Below are 17,973 nucleotides of genomic sequence, written 5' to 3'. Positions count from 1 at the left end.
CATATAGCGCGCAGGGAGGATGGAACAAGTCAGCAAGGATGACGTTGAACCCGATATCCATGGTGGTTCAATGACAAAACGCTCTGCTGGCCTGAAACTCCTGGCGCCAATGGTGCCGGGGGCGCCTGAATTAATCGAAGGTCTCGATGGGCCCATCCCGGATCGCATGCTGGTGCTTGCGAAACGGTTGCAAGCGGCGCTGGATGACAGGAAAGTGGAAGTGCCTTCTTTGCATCCTAAACTCCGTTCGAAGAAAGGATGACGACGTGCGCGATCTGCGGGGGTTGCATCTTCTGATTGTCGAAGACGAATGGTCGATGGCTGGAGATCTTGCGAGGTTTTTCAGCAACATGGGTGCTATCATTCTCGGGCCCGCCGCTACCGTCGAGCAGGCGTCTGAACATACCGATCAAGCCGAAGCTGCAATCCTGGACGTCAATCTCAACGGCCGACGTGTGTTTCCGATCGCCGACAAGTTGATGCGCCGCGGTATCCCCTTCGTATTCTTCAGCGGCGACAACGACATCGCCATCCCCGAGCATCTCCGTTACGCCAGCAATTTGCGGAAATCCTCGGGCAGCAAGGCTGTGTTCAATGCCCTTTTTCCGCCGCAGGCGTCCGAACAAGCGGACATCTCCGTGCCCTCCCCGCCAGACGACGTTTTCACCCTTTTGCCCAAACTGCGCCTCGCGGCGCGTCTTCTGCTGGGAGACGTCAACGCATCGGACCGGCTGGTCGAGAGGACACTCGAGCAAGCGATCCGGGACGTCGACCACCGGCAGCTTGGCCAGTCCACCGAAAACTGGCTCAACGACGTCATGCGAGAAGTGGCCAAAGCCCGCGGCGCAAAGCTGATGCATTGAATTCTCCTGGGCCGAGGCCAAGGCGCTTCCCTTGGGGGCTGCTGGATCACCTTTCTGGATCATCGCCCGAAGCAATAGGGCAGTCGATTGTTCCAGCGACTTTCGAGATTTTCTGGGGCCCGCTGCATCGGCCGCCAGGCCTTCTTAACCTTTGCGATCGCGCTCGACGAATTTGTTGAAACGGCTGGATTTTCCGTCGCTGGTCTTGGCCTGATAAAGGAAGGCCAGATCGTTCTCGTCGAATATCCGGAAGAACTCGTCCCAATCGATGGGGTCGAATGCTTCCTCGGGCTCGCCAAAGTCGATCCGCAGGATGCCGCCCTCGCCCTTGGTGCGGACCACCGCCGGCCGGCCCTGCCGCTCCTCGGCCCATTTGCGAATTTCGTCGTGATTGGTGGTCGTCTGGGACTGCGACATTGAAATCTCCCTTGATCATCGGCTTCGCCTTTCGGCGTCACGGCGGCTGTCGAGCGCCCTAACAGCATACCGGCGGCAATGTTCCCGCATCGCGGGCCGATGGTGTTGCGCTTGCTTTCAGGCGAAGCCCGCGAAGGGAACTTTGTTGAAGCACAGGGAACAAACCTTTTGCCGAAAAGTTCGGGGCGCCGAGGTCACTTGTCCGAGGAGTCGTCGTGAAACGCATATTGGTTACAGGAGGCTGCGGCTTCATCGGCCGCCACGTCACACAAGAACTCATCGCTCAGGATTATTCAGTTCGCATTCTCGACGCCCTGCTGGAGCAGGTGCATGCGGGTGAAGCGGTCGCGCTTCCCGCAGGTGCCGAACTGATCAAGGGCGACATTCGCGACCGCGAAGCCGTTGCCGAGGCGCTGGAAGGCGTCGACGCCGTCATTCATCTGGCGTCGGAAGTCGGCGTCGGACAATCAATGTACGAGATCGCGCGCTATGTCGGCACCAACGATCTCGGCACGGCGACACTGCTTGAAGCGCTGATCGAGCATCCGGTCGAACGGATCGTCGTCGCCTCCTCGATGAGCGTCTATGGCGAGGGCCTCTATGCCACGCCCGACGGCCGGCGCATCGACAATGCAAGGCGCAAGTCAAGCGACATCAAAAGCGGACAGTGGAATCCGCTATCGCCGGAAGGCGACCCCCTTTCGCCGCTGCCGACGGATGAAGAAAAGCCGGCCGACCTCGCCTCGATCTACGCGCTGACGAAATACGCCCAGGAACGCGCCGTGCTGATCTTCGGCGAAGCCTACGGCATCGATGCGGTCGCGTTGCGCCTGTTCAATGTCTTCGGTGCCGGCCAGGCGCTATCAAATCCCTATACCGGCGTGCTGGCCAATTTCGCTTCACGTCTCGCCAATGGCCAACGGCCGATGATCTTCGAGGATGGCGAACAGAAGCGCGATTTCGTTCATGTGCATGACGTCGCCCGCGCCTTTCGCCTTGCGCTGCAGCAACGTCAGGCAAAGGGCCACGTCATCAACATCGGCAGCGGCCGCGCCTATGCGATCAGCGAAGTCGCGCGATTGCTGGCCGAAGCCATGGGAACCCCGAACCGTTCGCCCGAGCTGCTCGGCAAGGCGCGCTCCGGCGACATTCGCAACTGCTTCGCCGATATCTCCAAGGCACGTGAGCTGCTCGGCTTCGAACCCGGCCTGCAATTGGAGAACTCTCTCGGGGATTTCGTTTCCTGGGTGCGCAACACGGCCGCCGTCGATCGCGGCGCCGAAATGAAGCGCGAACTCGAAGAGCGCGGGTTGGTGTCATGAGCCCGGGCGCACGCAACCGACGCGAAGCGCCGGTCGCCATCGTCGGCGGCAGCGGCTTCATAGGATCAAACCTGGCCGACAGCCTGTTGTCGGATGGCGAGCCAGTGCTGGTGGTCGACAATCTCAGCCGTCCCGGCGTCGAACAGAACCTGCAATGGCTCGCACAGAGACACGGTGGCCGCCTAACGGTCGAGACCATCGATGTGCGGGACGCCAATGCCTTGGCGCCGGCCCTGATGAGATGCAAGGCGATTTTCCATCTCGCCGCGCAGACGGCCGTCACCACGAGCCTGGTCCGGCCGGACGAGGATTTCGACATCAATCTTCGCGGCACGTTCAACGTGCTGGAAGCGGCGCGGCTGAGCGGCGAGCGCATCCCAGTGATTTTCGCCAGCACCAACAAGGTTTACGGCAGCCTCCCCGACGTCGCGGTTCGCGCGGACGACGACCGCTACATACCTTGCGATAGCGCGATCCAGGCCGGCGGGATCGACGAGGCTCGCGGCCTCGATTTCTGCACACCCTATGGCTGCTCCAAGGGCGCGGCGGACCAATATGTGCTCGATTATGCCAAGTCCTACGGCATGCCGACGGCGGTGCTGCGGATGAGCTGCATCTACGGACCGCGCCAGTTTGGAACCGAGGACCAGGGTTGGGTAGCGCACTTCCTGCTCAGCGCCCTGACGGGACGGGAAATCACCATCTATGGCGACGGCAGGCAGGTGCGCGACATCCTGCACGTTTCCGATGCAGTCGCCGCCTACAGGGCCGTGCTGGACCATATCGAGCTCACCAAGGGCCAGGCATTCAATCTTGGCGGCGGACCTGAAAACGCGCTCAGCCTGCGTATGCTGTTGAGCGAGATCGGCGGCCTGACCGGTCGCGAGCTCTCGATCCGCCATGATGGGGAACGGACCGGCGACCAGCCCTTCTTCGTCGCCGATACCCGCAAGATCGAAACCGCGCTTGGCTGGAAGGCGCAGGTTGCGTGGCGTGAGGGCATTCGCGATCTCGCCGACTGGCTGCAGCGCCACCGGCTCGAGCCCCGCCCCGAAGCCGTGAGGTACGTCGCATGAGAATAGCGCTGGTCAACCCGTCCTGGACATATGACGACAGCATCTATTTCGGCTGCCGCCAACCGCATCTGCCGCTGGAACTCGGCTATTCGAAAGCCCTGCTCGAGGCGGCCGGCCATGAGGTGCTGATGCTGGACGGGCAATTGCAGAAGCTCGACAATTCCGGACTCTGCGAACGCGTGGTTGATTTCGCGCCGGCAATGACGGTCGTCAGCACCGCGCCGACCTATCTGTTCTGGCGCTGCGCACCGCCGGAATTGCGGGTGCCGGCCGATTTCCTCAATCGCCTGGCCGGGCGTGGCGGACGCACGGTCGCGGTCGGGCCACATGGTTCGGCGACACCGGCGCCGACCTTGCGCAAGCTGGGCGTCGACATTGTCGTGCGCGGCGAATGCGAGGAAGTCGTCGCGGAACTTGCACGACGCGACGATTGGAGCGCGGTACCCTCAACCGCCTATCTGCGGGATGCCAAGCTGGTTTCGAACGGCGGCGTCCATTCCAGTTCGTTTGTCGATCACCCGCCGCTGGAATGGCCGTCCGACTGGATTGCCGCCCATTCACACCACCATCACCGGTTCGATGACCAACAGCTTGGATTCGGCGCCGAGGTCGAGGCGTCGCGCGGCTGTCCCTACAATTGCAGCTTCTGCGCCAAGATCGATTTCCGCGATGCCTATCGCCGCCGCAACCACGAAGCGGTGGTGACTGAAATCGATAGGCTGATCGCCCAGGGTGTCGGCTACATCTACTTCATCGACGAAATCTTCCTGCCCCAAAAAGCGTTGCTGGAGGCGTTGGTCGGCCGCGATGTGAAATTCGGCGTCCAGACCCGCATCGATCTGTGGAAACCCGAGCTGCTGGAACTGCTGGGCGCGGCAGGCTGCGTGTCCATCGAAGCCGGCCTCGAAAGCCTGACGGTGGAAGGGCGGGCCATGCTGGCGAAGCGCTGCCGGCTGGGCACCGAGGAGCTTGCCGCGCTGCTGGTCAAGGCCAGACGCCACGTTCCCTTCGTCCAGGCCAATCTGATCGGCGTCGTCGAGGACGATCCTGCCCTTGTCGATCACTGGCGAGCCCACCTGATCGACAATGGCGTGTGGGCCAATGAACCCGTGCCGCTGTATCCATATCCGAGTTCGCCCAGCTATCGCGAGCTTTGGGGCGAACCCGACGACCTCGCCTGGGAGCGCGCTCATGATCATTACCTCGCATCGTTCCAGAAGTTCAGCGACATCCAGGAAAAGCGCCCGCGCCCGCTGGCGGAACTGGAGGCGGCATGTTGCGGACACTGACGCCACGCAAGCGCCGCATCCTGATGACCGTCGACGCCATGGGCGGAGTATGGCGCTATGCGCTTGATCTCGGCCGGGAACTGGTCAATGGCGGCGACAGCGTTGTGTTCGCCGGCCTGGGGCCGCACCCATCCAGGCAACAGGCCGAAGAGGCACGGTCCTTCGCGACGCTCATCTGGCTGAATACGCCACTGGATTGGATGACCCGCAGCGCCGGCGAGCTCGACCGTCTGCCGCTGGAATTGCGTGCGCCGATACGCGACTACGCCATCGACCTTGTCCATCTCAACGGACCGACGCAGGCCGTGGGGTTGGACGCGCCTTGCCCAGTCATAGCCGTCTCGCATTCATGCGTGACGACATGGTTCCATTCCGTCAAGGGACAGGCGTTGGATAGCGCATGGAGCTGGCAGAAAGAGCGCAACAGGCGCGGCTTCGACAGGGCCGACGCAGTCATCGCTCCAAGCCGCAGCCATGCCGAGATGCTCGAGACCTGCTATGGCCCGATCGCACGCCTTCACGTCGTCGGAAATGCCGCACGCCCCGTCCCGACAGCAGAAACCCGCCAGCCGCTCGTCTTCGCCGCCGCCCGCTGGTGGGACGAGGGAAAGAATGTGGTGGTGGTCGACCAGGCCGCCTCGTTGACGCAATGGCCTCTCTTTACAGCCGGTTCGCTTCACGGCCCTAACGGCGAGCGCGCCATCGTCAACCATGCCGTTCCTCTCGGAGCACTGCCGCATGGCGAGGTGCGCTCGCTGATGGCCCGCGCCGGTATTTTCGTGTCTCCGTCGCTCTACGAACCGTTCGGTCTGGCGGCTCTGGAAGCGGCCATGTCGGCAACGCCCCTGGTGCTCTCGGACATCCCGACCTATCGCGAGTTATGGGACGGGGCCGCGATGTTCTTTGACGGGCGCGACCCGCATGATCTCGCTGCCTGCATCAATCGTCTTTCCAGCGATGCGGGGCATAGGCGGGAGCTCGGCCACGCCGCCCTCCGCCGAAGCCGCAGGTTCACTCTGGCGAAACAGGCAGCGGCCATGCGCGATGTCTACGAAAAGGCGGCGCTGGCCGTGGCGGAGCGCTGATCATGCGCTTCTTGTTCTACACCCACTCGCTCGTCTCCGACTGGAACCACGGCAATGCCCATTTCCTTCGCGGCGTCATGCGCGAACTGGTGGCGCGCCGGCATCAGGCCATCGCTCTGGAGCCGGCGGACGGCTGGAGCCGATCGAACCTACTGGCCGAGAGGGGATCCTTCGCGATCGAACGTTTTCGCAAGGATTTCCCCGAATTGATGCCGGTGACCTACGATGCCGGGTTCGACCATGAAGCCTGGATCGCCGAGGCCGACGTGGTGATCGTCCACGAATGGACCGACCCGGAGCTTGTCGCTCGCATCGGCCGTGCCCGGGCCGATGGCGGCAAATTCACCTTGCTGTTTCACGACACCCATCACCGCGCCGTGTCGGCCACCGAGGCAATCTCGGCGCTCCGCCTGGAACATTATGATGGCGTTCTCGCCTTTGGCGAAGCGCTGCGCGAGAGCTATCTGCGCGCCGGGTGGGGCAAGCGTGTCTTCACCTGGCATGAAGCGGCGGACGATCGGCTGTTCAAACCGCACCCGGAAATCCACGCGACGTCCGACCTGGTCTGGATCGGAAACTGGGGCGACGACGAGCGGACGGCCGAAATCCAGGAGTTCCTGATCGAACCCGTGCGCGATCTCAGTCTTCAGGCCACTGTTCACGGTGTCCGCTATCCCCAGCCGGCACTTGCTGAACTGGCCGCCGCGGGTCTGCGCTACGAAGGGTGGATCGCCAATGCCGACGTGCCGAAGGCGTTCGCCGCGCATCGTGTCACCGTGCACATCCCGCGGCGTCCTTATCGTGAAGGCTTGCCCGGAATTCCGACGATCCGCATGTTCGAGGCACTTGCCTGCGGCATCCCGCTGATTTCAGCGCCTTGGTCCGACGTCGAGCAGCTTTTCAGGCCCGGCATCGACTTCCTGTTTGCCGAGGATGGATCGCAAATGCGGCAACACCTCCAGGCGGTGTTGGCCGATCCCGATTTTGCGGCCTCCCTGGTGACCTCGGGTCTTGAGACCATCCGCTCGCGGCACACCTGTCGTCACCGCGTCGACGAGTTGTTCGACGTGCTCTGGCAATGCACGACCCTGCACACCGCCGAGCTGACCGCCGCAAAGGAAGCCGCAGCATGAAGATCGCATTCTATGGATCGAGCCTTTTGTCGTCCTACTGGAACGGCGCCGCGACCTATTACCGAGGATTGCTGAAGGCGCTTTCGCAACTGGGCTACGAAATCACCTTCTATGAGCCTGACGTCTATGACCGGCAGAAGAACCGCGACATCGAGGCGCCGGACTGGTGCTCTGTCGTCGTCTACGAGGCAACCCACCATGCCCTGATGCAGGTGGCGGCGCGTGCCGCCGAGGCCGATATCGTCGTCAAGGCGAGTGGCGTCGGCTTCGAGGACGAGGCGCTGCTTCGCGCCGTGCTCGACCACGCCCGCAGCGATGCGCTCATTGTATTCTGGGACGTCGACGCGCCGGCCACACTCGCCCAGCTGCGCGACGAGCCGGACCACCCGCTGCATCGTGCGCTGCAAGAAATCGACCTTGTGCTGACCTATGGTGGCGGCGATCCCGTAGTCTGGGCCTATCGTGCCATGGGCGCGAACGAGTGCGTGCCAATCTACAATGCGCTCGATCCCGAAACGCACCACCCGGTCGCCAGCAATGCGCGTTTTGCCTGCGATCTGGCGTTCCTCGGAAACAGGCTGCCGGATCGTGAAGCGCGGGTGGGATCGTTCTTCCTCGATCCTGCGAGCCAGCTGCCGGAACAACGTTTTCTGCTCGGCGGATCTGGGTGGGGCGACAAGCCGCTCCCCGCCAATGTCGGCTGGCTCGGCCATGTCGGCACCCGCGATCACAACGCCTTCAATGTCACGCCAAAGGCGGTGCTGAACATCAGCCGCGACAGCATGGCCGCGAACGGTTTTTCACCCGCCACGCGTGTCTTCGAGGCGGCCGGCGCCGGCGCTTGCCTGATCACCGATGCCTGGCTCGGCGTCGAGCTGTTCCTGAAGCCCGACGAGGAGATCCTTGTGGCGCGCGACGGCGGCGATGTCGCCGAGATCATGCAGGCGCTGACCCCAGTTCGGGCAAAGGCGATCGGCCAGGCCGCACTTCGACGCGTTCTCGCCGATCATACCTACGCATTGCGGGCGGCCGTGGCTGATGCGGTCTTCAAACGGCATTTGACGCACGGGACCGTGGAGGCAGCCGAATGACCAGGCAGTTGGACATCGTCTTTCTCGGCCTGTCGCTTTCCTCGTCCTGGGGAAACGGCCATGCCACCACTTTTCGAGGTCTGTTGAAAGGCCTCCACCAACTCGGCCATCGCGTAACTTTTCTGGAGCGCGATGTGCCATGGTACGCCAATCACCGCGATTTGCGCGATCCGGATTTCTGCGCCTTGCGCTACTACGAAACCGTGCAGGAACTGCAACGCGACTACGCGCGGTGTCTGCAACAGGCCGATGTCGTGGTGATCGGCTCCTTCGTACCGGAAGGGCGCGCGGTGATCGACACCGTCGCTTCACTTTGCAAAGGACAACTCTGCTTTTACGACATCGACACGCCGGTGACCCTGGCGAAGCTGTCGGCGGACGATTGCGACTATCTGAGCTGGCGCCAAATCCCCTACTTCGACATCTATTTCTCTTTTGCCGGCGGCCCGATGCTTGCCGATCTGACGCAGACCTTCGGCGCACGCCGCGCCGAGCCGCTCTACTGTTCGGTCGATCCGGAACGGCATCACCGCACCGCCGATCCGATCGGCTGGGATCTCGGTTATCTCGGCACCTACAGCGCCGACCGGCAAGCCACACTCAACGCGCTTCTGCTCGAGCCTGCACGGCGCATGCCGGATCGGCGTTTCGTCGTGGCCGGCTCGCAATATCCGTCCGACATCGACTGGCCCGACAATGTCGAGCGCATCGAACACTTGCCGCCGGCCGATCATGCCGCATTCTATAGCCGTCAGCGCTACACCCTGAACGTCACACGCAGTTCCATGATTGCCGCGGGATGGTCGCCCAGCGTGCGCCTTTTCGAAGCCGCGGCTTGCGGCACGCCGATCATCAGCGACCGCTGGCCAGGCCTCGACAGCTTCTTTCCCGCATCGACGATCCACACGGCCAGGATGGCGGACGAGGTCGTCGCGATCCTGTCCCGGGAATCGGCTCGTACACGTCTCGCGATGGCCGACCGGGCACGCGAACTCGTCCTTGCCTCCCACACCGGTGCGGCCAGGGCTCGCGAATTCATCACAGCGCTTACGCAAAAGGGGGCGGTGGTCCTCGATCTCGATATCGGAAGTGCAGCATGACTGGCAGACAGGAGAAAATCGCGATGCGACAAACAAAAAAAGCGCAAAGGGCAAAGACGGTGCTCGTCGCCGGTGGCGCGGGCTTCCTCGGTTCGCATCTTTGCGAAGCATTGTTACGCGATGGCTGGCGTGTGATCTGCGCCGACAATTTTCTTACCGGTCGCATGGAGAACATCAACGCGATCATGGACCAGCCGGGTTTCCGGCTGATCGAGCAAGATATCTGCCGGCCATTGGACCTGGGCGAGCCGGTGGATCGCATTTTCAACATGGCCTGCGCCGCCTCGCCGCCGCGTTACCAGGCCGATCCGATCCACACCACGCGAACCTGCGTCATCGGAACGTTGAACCTGCTCGAACTCGCCGCCCGCAACGACGCGCGATTGCTGCAGGCCTCCACGAGTGAAGTGTATGGCGATCCGGAGCAACATCCGCAGAGGGAAGATTATGTCGGCCATGTGAACTGCACCGGCCCACGCGCCTGCTACGACGAAGGCAAACGCACCGCCGAAACACTTTGCTTCGACTATCTGCGAGCCGGCAAGGCCGACGTTCGTGTCGCGCGTATCTTCAACACCTACGGGCCGAGAATGGATCCGGCGGACGGCCGCATCGTCTCGAACCTGATCATGCAGGCGCTCGAGAAGCGCCCGCTGACGATTTTCGGCGACGGCATGCAGACGCGATCCTTCTGCTACGTCTCCGATCTGATCGATGGGTTGATGGGCCTTATGGATATCAATCCCAATCCGGGCAAGCCCGTCAATCTGGGCAACCCCGGCGAATTCACCATTGTGCGACTGGCGGCATTGGTGAAGGCCATGACCGGCACCAAATCGGACATGACGTTCCTGCCGCTGCCGCAGGATGATCCTCGACGCCGGCAGCCCGACATCTCGCGCGCAAAAACGCTGCTCGGCTGGACGCCAAGAGTGCCTCTCACCGAGGGGCTCGCGCGGACGATCAGCTATTTCGCCACGCTTGAAGGCGGCTCGATCGGCGATCAAATGGCAGGACGCTCCACAAGGGCGAGACCCACGTCAGGCGGGCTGCAGAACCTCCCTGCCTGATGCCGGACCGCGGTCACATCTTCGCATCGATTCCCGCGGGAACATCCAGGCAAGCTTTTGGTTTGACAGGAGGACCACATATGGAGGACCTCCTCATGCACCCCAAGCGATCTCGGACCGATATCGACAAGATGGCGGAACGAGAGACGGCTGCGTATTTGCGGCGAGCCTCAATCACCTATCTGGAGTGCTGTGTCAGCCTGATGATGACGCATCTGCAGCGGGAGGAGGTGGCCAGTATTCTCGAGCAGGAAGCAGACATGCTGCGCAGGCTGGATTGACGCAGACTAATCGGCCCTGGCCTGGCCCAGGAACCGTGTCAGCCCTGCCTCATATCGGTTTGCCGTCTCCTCCAGCCTTGCTCTTTCCCGGCCATTCTCGGATTGGGCGGCCATGCTCCACAGACCGAGCTGGAACGTCAAATAGCAAGGTTTGAAATAATCGATGAGCCTGGTGTCGATGTTGCTATCCATGCCGCCGATCAACGTCGCCGCCTCGGCTTCGGACAAGCCATATTCTACGCAGGCGCCGGCAAGGTCCCATTCTATCGGCTGGCAGCCGATCAGATCGTGTCCTCGGCAATGGTCGACCGCATCCGTCTTGATCAGCGTGCCATCGGAACCGACCAGAAACTCCCAGGGATGCAGCCTGCCGTCGATCTCGACCCGTTCCAACACCTTTGCGGGCGTCTGCTTCGAGAACCAGGTCCGCAGTCTAGCCGCCTGGCTTTCGCCCAAAGCTTCGGAAGCATTGTGAACCGCCATCTCCGCGAGGGCGAGCAATGATGCGCCGGCTTCGCAGGTCCGCAGATTGGTCGCACGCCAGGCCAGATAGCGTGTGAACGCCGCGACAAGTCTCTGCCTGGACAGCGGCAGCTGATCCATCGTGGTTCCATCGGTCCACCGTTCGACCAGAAAACCGTGGCAGACCCCGATGACTTGCGGTCCGAATCCGGCTTGATGCAACATCCTGGCGGCTTGCATCTTGCGCAGCCCGGTTTCGCCGAGGCCGACAAATTTGACAAGCCAGCGACCTTGACCCGCGGAGGCCAGGAACTTTCGCCGTTCGGTGCCGCGTGTGCTCGGTGGCCAGCGCTTTTCGTCGGCGTAGTGAAGGGAGCGCCACGCGCCCCCGGATATTTCGGTCAAGCGCAATTTCGGACTGCCAACCGCCTCGGCTACCCAATCGCGCAGCGTTGGACTTTGCGAGCTTTCGGGGAAGGTGCGTTCGAACGTCATCGCCACATGCCTGCGGCAGCGCACCCATGTCTCCCGAACATCCGGCGAGGCTTCGGCGCCCGGATCGCCCGAATGGCTGGGGAACAGGTGAATGCGGTCCGTATCGATGCCCTGTTTTCTCAGCCACGCGACGACGGCATGGACCGAACTTCCCGACAGGCCGGGACCTTCGTCGACGACCGCGAAACGGGCCGACGGCTCGTTCCTCCAGGCCGCCGCCAAACCCGGATCGGCATTGAGGCGCCGATCGAAAGGATGCCCGATCGGGCGCACGCTGATGGGCGCCGGCGCACCGATCGCGGCCGCCACCATGGCCGCGAGCCCCAGGCCGATGCTGCGGATGCCGATCACGCATGTGTTCGCATCGAGACCTGATACCTGCGCCGCGCCGAGATAACTCTCTGGATAAAGGGCATAGTGCGCGTAGCCCTCGGCCGAGCCGGTCAAAACCTCTGCCTTGCAATCGAGCCCGGCCAGCATTTGGAGAAGTCGCAGGTCGATGCCACCGTCTACGGCGAACCCGTTTCGCCACGACCTCGCCACCTCTGCCGCAAGCCCGACCAGCAGCCTGGCGCCTTGCCGTTGCGAAGGCGAATTGGTGTCGACGCCCCGGGCCTTGAAGTCGACATCCGCGAGCCCCTGGACCAGTTCCGACACGCTGACGAACAGCCCGACCAATGCGGCATGGCGCCGGATGCCGCAAGGCATGCGATCGAGGCCTTGGGCCATTTCGATCGCCGCCTTCTGAAGCTGTCGTGCGTTCTCGGTCCGCTTGTGGTCGCCGTAGACGATCATTGGTCGAGTTTCCGATGCTTGCCGTGCGGGCAACGCGGCGCGCGCAGCTTCGATCCATGCTGCTTCGCGCAATTTTTGACCAAGCCAAGGAACATTCCGGCACGGTGGCGGTTCGGCGCAAGGAACTTACCTTTGAACAGCATAGGGCGGCAGTTTCGTGGGATCGAAAAAAGTTCGTGTTGGTATCGTTGGAGTGGGCAATTGCGCGTCCTCCCTGGTGCAGGGCCTCTCCTATTATCGTCATGCCAAAAGCAACGAACCGATCCCGGGGCTGATGCATGCCGATCTCGGTGGCTATCACGTCGACGACATCGAAATTGTCTGTGCGTTCGATGTCGCCAGAAGCAAGGTCGGCCGTGACGTCGCGGATGCGATCTACGCTCCCCCCAACAACACGTTCCGCTTTGTCGACGCGCCGACGACCGGCGTTCTCGTCGAACGCGGGCCGACGCTTGACGGGATCGGCAAATATCTGCGCGACGAAATCGAAGAAGCGCCCGAACCGGTTGCCAATGTCAGCGAGATCCTGCGCGACAGCGGAGCCGATGTGTTGGTCTCCTACCTGCCGGTGGGTTCGGAAGAGGCGACGCACTTCTACGCTGAATGCGCGCTCGAGGCCGGCTGTGCCTTCGTCAATTGCATACCGGTTTTCATCGCCTCGCGTCCGGAATGGCGCCGGCGCTTCGAGCAACGCGGGCTGCCGCTGGTCGGCGACGACATCAAGAGCCAGGTCGGCGCCACCATCGTGCACCGGTTGCTGGCCAATCTCTTTCGCGAGCGCGGCGTGCGCATCGATCGCACCTATCAGCTGAATTTCGGCGGCAACACCGATTTTCTCAACATGCTCGAACGCGAGCGGCTGGAATCGAAGAAAATCTCCAAGACGCAATCGGTAACCAGCCAGCTCGATGTTCCCCTGGAGCCGGGCAACATCCATGTCGGCCCCAGCGACCACGTGCCTTGGCTCACCGACCGCAAATGGGCCTACATCCGCGTCGAAGGCACGACCTTCGGCGGCGTGCCGCTGAATGCCGAGCTCAAGCTGGAAGTGTGGGATTCGCCCAATTCAGCCGGCGTGGTGATCGATGCGGTGCGCTGCGCCAAGCTCGCGCTCGACCGCGGCATTGCCGGGGCGCTGACGGGTCCTTGCAGCTACTTCATGAAATCGCCACCCGAACAGTTCACCGACGCCGAAGCGCGCCAGCGCACGCTCGCTTTCATCGCCGGTAAGGACGAGCCATTGCTGGATGTCGCGGAATGACGACGACGTTCTTTTTGATCCGCCATGCGGCGCACGACAATGTCGGCTCGTACCTTGCGGGCCGCATGGCCGGTGTATGTCTCGGCGAGGCCGGCAAGGCTCAAGCCGAGCAGCTTGGCGGCCGCATGGCCCGTGAGACGATTGCAGCCATTCTATGCAGCCCGCGCGAGCGCACGCAGGAGACGGCGGTTCCGATCGCTCTCGCTTGCGGTGTCGGCGAAATCGCGATCCGCGCCGAACTCGACGAGATCGACTTCGGCGACTGGTCGGGGAAGACTTTCGACGAATTGAACGGCGATGCCAGTTGGCGCGCGTGGAACGATCAGCGGCAGGAGGCCCGGACACCGAGCGGCGAGACCATGCTGGATGTCCAGGAGCGCATCGTCTCGCTGATGAACGGCGTCCGCGAGCTGCATCAGAACCAATGTGTCGCCCTGATCAGCCACGCCGATGTGATTAAGGCCGCCGTCTGCAAGGTGCTTGGCTTGCCGGTAGGCGACTGCTTTCGCTTCGACATCGATCCCGCCTCGATCACGACGATCGTATCGGGCGACTGGGGCTCGAAGCTCCTGCGATTGAACGAAGCTGCCTGACGAGGAAATTCCCCATGCGGATGGTCATTTTCGGTCTTACCGTCACGTCTTCATGGGGAAACGGCCATGCCACGCTGTGGCGTGGGCTGATCCGCGCCCTCGCCCGGCTGGGCTGGTCGATCACCTTTTTCGAACGCGACACCCCCTATTATGCCGGGACCCGCGATCTGGATCAACTCGATGGAGGCAACGTCGTCATCTATCCGGACTGGGAGGACATCCGCCGCGTCGCGGAACGGGCGATGAAGCAAGCGGATGTCGTGGTCGTCACCTCTTATTGTCCCGACGCCGTCGAGGCTTCGCGCCTCGCGCAGCAGGCATGCCGCGGACTGCGTGTCTTTTACGATCTCGATACTCCAGTCACGCTTGCCCGCGTCGAACAAGGTGAGCGGCCGCCCTATTTCGGACCTGAAGGCCTTGCCGACTACGACCTCGTCCTGAGCTACACCGGCGGCCCGGCGATCGAGGCGCTGAAGACGGTGCTGGGCGCGCGCCGCGTGATGCCGCTCTACGGGCATGTCGATCCGGACCAGCACCGGCCGGCAGAGAAGCGGGCCGAATTCGCCGGTGATCTGTCCTATCTCGGGACCTACGCGGCGGATCGCCAGGCCGGCGTCGAAAAGCTTCTGGTCCGCCCGGCCGCGCGCCTGCCCGACCAGCGCTTCATCATCGGCGGCGCACAATATCCGCAGGAATTCCCATGGAGCGACAACATCTTCTTCGTCAGGCATCTGCCGCCCGCCGACCATCCGGCGTTCTTCTCCTCGTCGCGGCTGACACTGAACGTCACCCGCGAAGCGATGGCGCAAAAGGGCTGGTGCCCGTCGGGACGGCTCTTCGAAGCGGCCGCGTGTGGAGCTGCCATCGTCACCGACGCATGGCCAGGCCTCGCGGAATTCTTCGAACCCGGCCGCGAAGTGCTGTTGGCGCGCGACACGGATGATGTGGTCGCGGCACTGCAATTGCCGGAGTTCGAGCTCGACGGCATTCGAAGGCGAGCCCGCGAACGGGTCTTGGGCGAGCACACTTCCGCCAAGCGCGCAGCGGAACTGGACAAAATCCTGGCCGATGCCTTGCGAAACCCAGTCGGTGAACCGATGAAGGAAGCAGTCTGATGTTGGGCATCGTGCCTGCTGCCGGACGCGGCAGCCGCATTCAACCGCTCGGCTTCTCGAAGGAGCTGCTGCCGGTCGGCAGCAGGATCGACGGACAGACCGAACGTCCCTGCGCCGTGAGCGAGTATCTGGTACGGCGAATGGTCCAGGCCGGCGTCGACAAGATTTGCTTCATCATCGGATCGGGCAAATCCGACATCCTCGAATATTATGCCGCCGGCTACGGTGAGGCGGCAGCGCTCTTCGTGGTGCAGCCTCAACCCGTCGGTCTCTGCGATGCGATTTTCCGGGCAGCGCCCCTCGTCGCGCCCGACGAGGTCGTCCTCGTCGGGCTTCCAGATACGATCTGGTTTCCCGAGGACGGCTTCTGTCGCTTGCCTGACGATCAGCTTTCTTTTCTGCTCTTCCCGGTGGATAGCCCGGAATTCTTCGACGCCGTCGTTACCGATGATGAGGAGCGGGTGATCGAAATCCAGGTCAAGCGGCAGGACGCCGCCACGAACTGGGTTTGGGGCGCGTTCAAGATGCCCGGCCATATCCTGCATCGGCTTGCGGCGCTCTGGCGCGAGCGGGATGGTCGTGACGAATATATCGGCACGCTGATCAACGCCTACCTTGCGGGCGGGGGGGTGGCCTATGGTGTCAAGGCAGGGTCCGCTTATGTCGATGTCGGTACTTTCAATGGGTATCGCACAGCTCTGCGGTTGCTTGAAAACGGCGTCCCGTCAGCTCATCAGCAGCCCGCAACGATCATGCCCGGCGCGCATTCGCATGTGCCTGTCGTTCCGGGTGAAGGAGCCTGACCATGTTGCATTCCCATGCCGAAATCCGCCGGCGCATCGACGCGCTCGGCCCGTGGTTCCACAATATGGACCTGGCCGGCGTCGAAACCGCGCCCGACCACTTTCTCGGCAACTACCCGCTGATCAAATGGCGCAAATTCGCCGATGCCATACCCGCTGATCTGACCGGCAAGACCGTGCTGGATATTGGCTGCAATGCCGGCTTCTACTCGATCGAGATGAAACGGCGGGGCGCCGCCCGTGTCCTCGGGATCGATTTCGACGAGGCCTATCTGGCGCAGGCCCGCTTTGCCGCCGAGATCGCGGACTGTGATATCGAATTCCAGAAGTTGTCGGTCTACGACGTCGGTGCCCTGCGCGAGACATTCGATGTCGTGCTGTTCATGGGGGTGCTTTACCATCTGCGCCACCCCTTGCTCGCGCTCGACCTGATCCGTGAGCACGTCGCCGGCGACCTGTTGATCTTTCAGTCCATGCAGCGCGGCAGCAAGGACCTGCCCGCGTTGGAAGAAAACTATCATTTCTGGACGCATGATCTGTTCGACCAGCCGGAATTTCCCAAGCTGCATTTCATCGAACACCGCTATGCCGACGATCCGACCAACTGGTGGATACCGAACCGGGCCTGCACCGAAGCGATGCTGCGCAGCGCCGGTTTCGAGATCGTTCTGCATCCCGAGCAGGAGGTCTATTTCTGCCGCGCTGCCGGCGATCCGGCCGGCGGTGGCGCGATATATCCGTCGAAAGGAAAGCTCCATGATTGAAGCCGCGATGATCTGGAACGAGCCCAACAACAAATCGCATTGGGACCCCGAGCTCGACCCCGATTGGAGCCGCTTTGCCAGGATGGCAGTCCTGTCGGCGGACGCGATCGCATCCGAGAACCCGGCTCTGACAAAAGTGCTTGGCGGCATCTCGCCGATAGACCCCGGCTTTATCACGCGCATGAAGGAATTCGGCGTGCTGGACCATGTTGACGCCGTCGCTGTTCACGGCTTTCCCCTCGACTGGAACCTGTGGCAAATTCAGGAATGGCCGCAGAAGATCGGTGAGATCGCGACCGTCACCGACCTCCCCATCTGGGTCAGCGAGGTCGGCGTATCGACCTTCGGGGCCGAGGAAATACAGGTCTGGGGGCTCAAGCGCACCGCCGAATTGCTGCTCGGCAACGCACCGCGAATCCAGTGGTACAGCCTCTATGACCTTCCGCGCGAATGGGAAGCAACGACGCGGCATCGCGAGGCGGAGGGATCTTCCTATTACCGCCATTTCCACATGGGGCTGCTGCGCCAGGACGGTACGCCAAAACCGGCGCTGGAAGAATTCCTACGCTACACACCCGCAATGGGCCTGGTGCAGTGGTTTCATTTCGAGGACCCGCGGCTGGACGATGCCGTCGCCTGGATGAAGCGGCTCGGCGTGACCAATATGCGCACGGGGCTTTCCTGGGCCGATAGCTTCAGGCCGAATGCGTTGGACTGGTTCGACCGACAGATGGAAGCACTCGCCGCTTTCGACGTCACGGTCACCTTCTGCTTCACGCCCGAGCATCGCGGAATGATGCCTCACCACACCAGCCCCCCGCTGGTACCCGAGGAATTCGCCGAGTTCTGTGCAACGATGATCCGCCGCTACGCGCCCGGCATGACGTCCGCCTCGCTCCCGACGCAGCGGGCCTCGGCTGCGTGAGGCTCTCATGCGATCCGGTCCGCGATCATCGGA

19 protein-coding genes are annotated in these 17,973 nt (G+C 62.6%); 17 read left to right on the top strand and 2 right to left on the bottom strand.

All coding sequences use genetic code 11. The annotated features are described in order from the left end of the window. Window positions 1-19 precede the first annotated feature (19 nt). Entirely contained in the window at window positions 20-262 is a 243-nt protein-coding gene (locus tag FJ943_RS29690; protein WP_140617534.1) for a hypothetical protein, read from the top strand. Window positions 263-266: 4 nt separating this feature from the next. After that, window positions 267-863, top strand: a complete 597-nt coding sequence (locus FJ943_RS20415) for a response regulator (RefSeq protein ID WP_015319142.1) — start codon at window positions 267-269, stop codon at window positions 861-863. A gap of 144 nt (window positions 864-1,007) precedes the next feature. Here FJ943_RS20415 and FJ943_RS20410 read toward each other — a convergent pair whose 3' ends face one another. After that, window positions 1,008-1,280 (bottom strand): hypothetical protein, encoded by a 273-nt coding sequence (locus FJ943_RS20410; protein WP_015319143.1) that lies wholly within the window; start codon window positions 1,278-1,280, stop codon window positions 1,008-1,010. 215 nt (window positions 1,281-1,495) lie between these two features. On the opposite strand from FJ943_RS20410, the gene FJ943_RS20405 reads away from it, so the two are divergent. The 9 genes from FJ943_RS20405 to FJ943_RS20365 all read left to right on the top strand — a co-directional run bounded on the left by FJ943_RS20405 (window position 1,496) and on the right by FJ943_RS20365 (window position 10,727). Further along, window positions 1,496-2,602 (top strand): NAD-dependent epimerase/dehydratase family protein, encoded by a 1,107-nt coding sequence (locus FJ943_RS20405; protein ID WP_140724280.1) that lies wholly within the window; start codon window positions 1,496-1,498, stop codon window positions 2,600-2,602. Next, window positions 2,599-3,678 (top strand): NAD-dependent epimerase/dehydratase family protein, encoded by a 1,080-nt coding sequence (locus tag FJ943_RS20400; protein WP_140724278.1) that lies wholly within the window; start codon window positions 2,599-2,601, stop codon window positions 3,676-3,678. Before FJ943_RS20405 ends, FJ943_RS20400 begins: the two co-directional genes overlap by 4 nt. Beyond that, complete coding sequence (locus tag FJ943_RS20395; protein ID WP_140617536.1) at window positions 3,675-4,967, top strand: TIGR04295 family B12-binding domain-containing radical SAM protein; 1,293 nt, start codon at window positions 3,675-3,677, stop codon at window positions 4,965-4,967. The genes FJ943_RS20400 and FJ943_RS20395 overlap by 4 nt, the downstream gene beginning before the upstream one ends. Next, a complete protein-coding gene (locus FJ943_RS20390) occupies window positions 4,952-6,052 on the top strand; it encodes a glycosyltransferase family 4 protein (RefSeq protein ID WP_140724275.1) in 1,101 nt (366 codons plus the stop codon). Before FJ943_RS20395 ends, FJ943_RS20390 begins: the two co-directional genes overlap by 16 nt. A 2-nt stretch (window positions 6,053-6,054) precedes the next feature. Then, window positions 6,055-7,185, top strand: a complete 1,131-nt coding sequence (locus FJ943_RS20385; RefSeq protein ID WP_140724272.1) for a glycosyltransferase — start codon at window positions 6,055-6,057, stop codon at window positions 7,183-7,185. Continuing rightward, entirely contained in the window at window positions 7,182-8,276 is a 1,095-nt protein-coding gene (locus tag FJ943_RS20380) for a glycosyltransferase (protein WP_140724269.1), read from the top strand. The genes FJ943_RS20385 and FJ943_RS20380 overlap by 4 nt, the downstream gene beginning before the upstream one ends. After that, complete coding sequence (locus FJ943_RS20375; RefSeq protein WP_140715380.1) at window positions 8,273-9,376, top strand: glycosyltransferase; 1,104 nt, start codon at window positions 8,273-8,275, stop codon at window positions 9,374-9,376. Before FJ943_RS20380 ends, FJ943_RS20375 begins: the two co-directional genes overlap by 4 nt. Window positions 9,377-9,399: 23 nt before the next feature. Next, window positions 9,400-10,446, top strand: a complete 1,047-nt coding sequence (locus FJ943_RS20370; protein ID WP_140617540.1) for a UDP-glucuronic acid decarboxylase family protein — start codon at window positions 9,400-9,402, stop codon at window positions 10,444-10,446. Window positions 10,447-10,526: 80 nt separating this feature from the next. Continuing rightward, the gene (locus FJ943_RS20365) at window positions 10,527-10,727 is read left to right on the top strand and encodes a hypothetical protein (RefSeq protein WP_015319152.1); all 201 of its coding nucleotides are present in this window, start codon (window positions 10,527-10,529) and stop codon (window positions 10,725-10,727) included. 6 nt (window positions 10,728-10,733) lie between these two features. On the opposite strand, the gene FJ943_RS20360 is transcribed toward FJ943_RS20365, so the two are convergent. Beyond that, window positions 10,734-12,479: a hypothetical protein gene (locus FJ943_RS20360; RefSeq protein WP_140724266.1), complete on the bottom strand. Its 1,746-nt coding sequence runs from the start codon at window positions 12,477-12,479 to the stop codon at window positions 10,734-10,736. Between the two features lie 157 nt (window positions 12,480-12,636). Between FJ943_RS20360 and FJ943_RS20355 the strand changes: the two genes are divergently transcribed. The 6 genes from FJ943_RS20355 to FJ943_RS20330 are packed head-to-tail and all read left to right on the top strand — an operon-like array spanning window position 12,637 to window position 17,940. Continuing rightward, on the top strand, window positions 12,637-13,740 hold the full coding sequence (locus FJ943_RS20355; RefSeq protein ID WP_140724263.1) for an inositol-3-phosphate synthase: 1,104 nt from the start codon (window positions 12,637-12,639) through the stop codon (window positions 13,738-13,740). Next, window positions 13,737-14,333, top strand: coding sequence for a histidine phosphatase family protein (locus tag FJ943_RS20350; protein WP_140617543.1), 597 nt, complete (start codon window positions 13,737-13,739; stop codon window positions 14,331-14,333). Before FJ943_RS20355 ends, FJ943_RS20350 begins: the two co-directional genes overlap by 4 nt. Window positions 14,334-14,347: 14 nt before the next feature. Continuing rightward, window positions 14,348-15,448: a glycosyltransferase gene (locus FJ943_RS20345; protein ID WP_140665711.1), complete on the top strand. Its 1,101-nt coding sequence runs from the start codon at window positions 14,348-14,350 to the stop codon at window positions 15,446-15,448. Beyond that, a complete protein-coding gene (locus tag FJ943_RS20340; RefSeq protein WP_140724260.1) occupies window positions 15,448-16,251 on the top strand; it encodes a sugar phosphate nucleotidyltransferase in 804 nt (267 codons plus the stop codon). Before FJ943_RS20345 ends, FJ943_RS20340 begins: the two co-directional genes overlap by 1 nt. A 2-nt stretch (window positions 16,252-16,253) precedes the next feature. Then, window positions 16,254-17,015 carry a TIGR04290 family methyltransferase gene (locus tag FJ943_RS20335; protein WP_015319158.1) on the top strand — a complete coding sequence of 254 codons (762 nt, stop codon included), beginning with the start codon at window positions 16,254-16,256 and terminating at the stop codon, window positions 17,013-17,015. Next, window positions 17,008-17,940: a beta-xylosidase gene (locus tag FJ943_RS20330; RefSeq protein WP_140724257.1), complete on the top strand. Its 933-nt coding sequence runs from the start codon at window positions 17,008-17,010 to the stop codon at window positions 17,938-17,940. Before FJ943_RS20335 ends, FJ943_RS20330 begins: the two co-directional genes overlap by 8 nt. Window positions 17,941-17,973: the final 33 nt, after the last annotated feature.

This window comes from Mesorhizobium sp. B2-3-10 (genome assembly GCF_006442275.1).
GTDB classification, from domain to species: domain Bacteria; phylum Pseudomonadota; class Alphaproteobacteria; order Rhizobiales; family Rhizobiaceae; genus Mesorhizobium; species Mesorhizobium australicum.
The sequence above is the reverse complement of the archived record's forward strand: the minus strand, read 5'-3'. Positions and strand labels throughout refer to the sequence as shown.